Origin of the sequence: Candidatus Desulfatibia sp. (genome assembly GCF_036446775.1) — a bacterium.
Lineage (GTDB): Bacteria > Desulfobacterota > Desulfobacteria > Desulfobacterales > UBA11574 > Desulfatibia_A.
Genome location: NZ_JAZFTO010000184.1, coordinates 1 through 4,498 on the forward strand (window position 1 = coordinate 1; position 4,498 = coordinate 4,498).

At 48.5% G+C, this 4,498-nt stretch carries 2 protein-coding genes; both read right to left on the reverse strand.

Features of this window, described 5'->3' with window-relative positions; translation table 11 throughout:
* Window positions 1-396: 396 nt before the first annotated feature.
* Window positions 397-777, reverse strand: coding sequence for a PilZ domain-containing protein (locus V3S16_RS09015; RefSeq protein WP_413884352.1), 381 nt, complete (start codon window positions 775-777; stop codon window positions 397-399).
* A 242-nt stretch (window positions 778-1,019) separates the two neighbouring features.
* The coding region (locus tag V3S16_RS09020) for a bifunctional proline dehydrogenase/L-glutamate gamma-semialdehyde dehydrogenase (protein WP_413884353.1) at window positions 1,020-4,498 on the reverse strand (3,479 nt) is incomplete at its 5' end.

Sequence of the window (4,498 nt, forward strand, 5' to 3'; positions counted from 1 at the left end):
AATTGATTCGATAATTGCCCCACGGGAATTCTCTGAATCTAAGAGCCGTATCTTCCATGAAAAATCCCCGTTGATTTTTTGTCTAATCCATTCCTCAAATTCATCCCAGCTACATGCAAGAACAGTATCATCTACCATCTGTTTTAGAGCAAACAGGGTAGAAAAAAATGGTGGTTATCAAAAAAATAATAATGAGTGTTTTTATGAATCTTAAATTCATTTGGCATTCCTTTGATAAACTACCGAATATTTCTAATCCTACAAAGCATGGTATTTTTACACGAGGTAGATATGGGGGAGGTATGCACGTCTTATAGGTGAAGCCGTGAAGTTCCCCGACTCTCATACACACATTCAAAACAGATCTGTAACAGGTTTGTTATGAAAATCAAAGCCTCAAATTTCATCTATGGTGTGGTGCTGGAGGAAATAATACAGTTGAAATATTTGGATGGGCTTCATTTTCCCAAATTTCACGTTCCGTTGCCTCAACGGTAAAGGACTGAAAGAAATTTTGTTGTTTACCTCAAAATCCACCACTTTCCTAACCGGTACATTCTTTAAATAAAAATTGTCGCCGGCAAGAAATATGTCCATTTCGGCTGAACCGTTAAATTGCTTGCCGCTGGTATCATACTGGAAGGCAAGTCCACCTTTACTGATGTCTTTGATTTGGCCCAGTTTATTATGATCAGACCTCAGGCAAGCAAAGGCACCTTGCTTGGCCTTGAATCGCTTGTGCTTCCTTTTTTCGGTAAAATCTTTTGTATTCGTCATGGTCAAAACCCCAAACAAAAATGAAAGCATCCTCTGGGAGCTGCCTATTGATGCAAAGAGGCCGCAAGCAGTTAAATCCATTCTTTTCCGTTCAAATTTGAACTCTGGTGATAGCTTGTTATCTCAAAAATGATGCCCCTTTAACTTTCGTAAAGCTTGCCAGACATACAAATACCTATGATGTCAATGGGATGAGATAAGCGTTACGTATCTGGAACTTAGTTTGAGCATTTTAATTCAGGTTAAGCCCGCTCTCCCAGGTTGCCGTAGCGATGGTAATTGTTGCAGATGCTCTGTTCCTTAAAATACTGCAACAGCTCGAGTCTGCCTTCCATCATCACCGGTAATCGCGAGATATAGAAGCCGGTCTTTGCTGCCGCCCGGAATACTTCATCAGGCACCCGCTCGGGCGCTGCATAGCGGATGCGCTGCACTTCAGGTATAATCGTGATTAGATCTTTATCGGACTGCCCGGTCGTTTGGGTATCTCCCAAAAACTGCCTGCCCGGTTTACTTGCAAGAAAATCGGCAACCTTGTTTTTTATTCCCGTTGGAATGCTGAGAAGCAATTTGCATCCTGAAATCTTTACCGCCGCGACCCTTGCCAGGACTTCAAACAGGCTGTCATCCGGGTGGATACGGACGACAACCCTGCCGACGGGCAGGTAACGGATTATGTTGTCCTGCCCCCGTAGGTGGAAGTAATTTTTTTCTTGAGAAAATTCCTGTTCCCAATGGTAAAGGTAACTTTTTACGGCCCGCATGGTTTTGATCAGGTCGGTCTTAAATTCGGTCAGCCGGCCCCAATTTAGCTTTTGCTTCCATTCATTGGAAAGCCGCAGCAGTCTATGATCGTTTTGAATTGCGCCTGCCAAAGGGAAATCGACATCTTCAAAATTCATAAACTGGGAGACATAGTTGGGGCCGCCGGCCTTGATCCCGGCGCCCAGGGCTGATTTGCCCATGCCGCCGAAGGGCTGGCGCAGCACAATGGCGCCGGTGGTTCCCCGGTTGATATATAGATTGCCGGCGTTGATACGCGCCTGCCAGCGTTGTTGCTCCCGGCGGTCCAGGCTCTCGAGCCCCGCCGTCAAGCCATAGCCGGTTTGATTGACCATTTCAATGGCGTCATCCAGATTTTCAGCACGCATCACTCCCAAAAGTGGGCCGAAAAATTCGGTGGTATGGGTGTAGCTGCCCGGCTGTACCCCCCATTTGATGCCCGGCGTCCACATATAGGGGTTGTTATCAATGTTTGCAGGCTCCAGGGCCCAGGATTCCCCTGGATCGAGCTTTGTCAGAGCCTGTTTCAAATCTCCAGCCGGGGACTGGATCAAAGGCCCCATTTTGTTTTCAAAATCCCAGGCTGATCCCACCAGATAGCTGCGGGCGGCATCGACCAGTTGTTTTTTAAAACCGGAATCCTCATACACTTCCTTTGCCAGTATTAAAAGCGAGGTTGCACTGCATTTTTGACCGCCATGGCTAAAGGCCGAATGGAGCACATGTTTAATGGCCTGGTCTCTGTCCGACATGGCGGTCACTACGGTGGCGTTTTTGCCGCCGGTCTCCGCCGCCAGATAGATACTCGGTCGCTGTTTTAAAATAGTCATGCCGGTAGCGGTGCCGCCCGTCAATATAATGAAATCCACTTCAGGGTGATTGACAAGTTTTACTCCTGTTGTCGAGCCGGAACAAGGGATAAACTGCAAGACATTTTTAGAAACACCGGCATTCCAGAATGCCCGGCATAAGAGCCAGGCCGTTAGAACAGACGCCGACGCCGGTTTGAAAATAACGGTATTACCGGCAGCCAGAGATGCCGCAATTCCGCCGCAGGGGATGGCAATGGGAAAGTTCCACGGGGAAATGACCAGACCGACACCTTTTGCGCTGCATTTAACATTGGCAAGATCCGCATGCGCTCTGGCAGCAAAGGGATAATATTCTAAAAAGTCGACGGCCTCAGACACCTCGGGATCAGCTTCGGTAAATACCTTGCCGGTATCGGCGGCGGCGGCACCCATAAGGTCCCCCCTTGATTTGCGAATCTTAAGGGCGACTTTTGAAAGGATTTTGTGGCGCGCTGGCATGCTTTTGCGCCGCCAACCGTCCGGATCGGCTTTGGCAACCGACAGGGCCTGATCCACATCTTCATCGACGGCCTCGGCATAGACGGCCACACAGACCTCGTCAGTAATTTGAGAACGATCCATGCATTTTTGGGTGAGCCGGTCTGTATAAATATCTTTACCGGCGATCACCAGGGGAATTTTTACCGGAGAATCATCCGGTCCCTTTTTCCATTCGTCCCTAACAGCTTCAGCCCACTTGCGGTTGGCGGCCAGTGACCAGTCCGTATCCGGCTCATTGTTGAATTCGTTTTCATAGAAGGTTCCCATCTTGTCCGAAAAGATTTCCTCTGTGCGGTTCTGCATGCGGCGCGGTGTTTGGCCGGCTGCGTGCATGTGTTTACAGGAGGCTAAAAATTGCTTTTTTAAAAACTCCCAGTCATTAGAATCAGGGTAAAGATCAAAAGAGTACCGCAGAAAATTCTCCTCGGCCGTATTTTCATCCAGGCGACGGACCAGATAACCAATGGCACTGATAAACTGCTCTTTGGCAGCCACCGGTGCGTATACCACTACACTTCCCGACATCTCATGAATGGCCCGGCGCACGTGATCGGCCATTCCCTTGAGCATTTCAAATGAAAAATATTCAGTGACCTTATGCTGCTGGGCGAGCTTATAGGCATAGGCCAGCTCAAACAGGTTGTGGGACCCGATCCCCAGGTGAACCGCTCTGGCATTTTCCGGCGCCGTGCCGTATTCAACCATGCGCTTAAAATTGGCATCCACATCCAGCTTGTTGTCATAAGGCGCTTGCGGCCAGTTGTGGACGGCGGCTTCCTGCTGTTCCATCTCCATGTTGGCACCCTTGACGATGCGGATCTTGATGGGGTTTCCGCCTTTTTTAAGCCGCGCTTGGGCCCAGGCCGTAAGTTCTTTCTGCATGTCATAAGAATCCGGCAAATAGGCCTGCAGTACGATGCCGGCGGAATGCTGCTTAAACTCTTCTTGATCCAGGGTTCTTGTAAATGCTGCGGCGGTAATCTGAAGGTCGCGGTATTCTTCCATATCCAGATTAACAAATTTAGGGACTTGGGTGCCGTCGCTTCTGATAAAAAAATTATCCCCGGCGGCACGGTACAGTCGTGTAAGACGCTCGGTTAATATCCTGACGGTATGCTCAAACGCCAGCGGCTGAATCTGGGAATAGATAGTGGAGATTTTGACGGAAATGTATTCAATCACCGGATTTTTGAGATCATCAAGATAACCTTCCAGGCGATTGAGGGCTTCTTGCTCCCCCAGGATGGCTTCTCCCAGACGGTTGATGTTCATGCGTACGCCCTGTTCTTTTCTTTTATGCAAAAGCGCATGTAAAATATCCGCTTCTCCCGGAATAATCGCACGGCTGCTGTCGTGCCGCATTTTTTCAATCATCTTGGGCACAGCAACACTGGGGATATACCGGCCTAAACCCATAAACATCTGAACCAGCAATTTTTCCACCGATGAAAAGAAGTCCGGCACACCGTATTTTGCAAGCAAATAGTTCACCTGATCGGCAACCCGGGCTGTATCTTCAGAACGAAAACTCTGATCAATCAATTTGGTCAACACAACTTTATCCATGGGATGTGTCATCAGGCGTT

Excerpts from the sequence above, each read along its gene's own strand:
- V3S16_RS09015 (WP_413884352.1), bottom strand. The coding sequence starts at position 777 with ATGACGAATACAAAAGATTTTACCGAAAAAAGGAAGCACAAGCGATTC.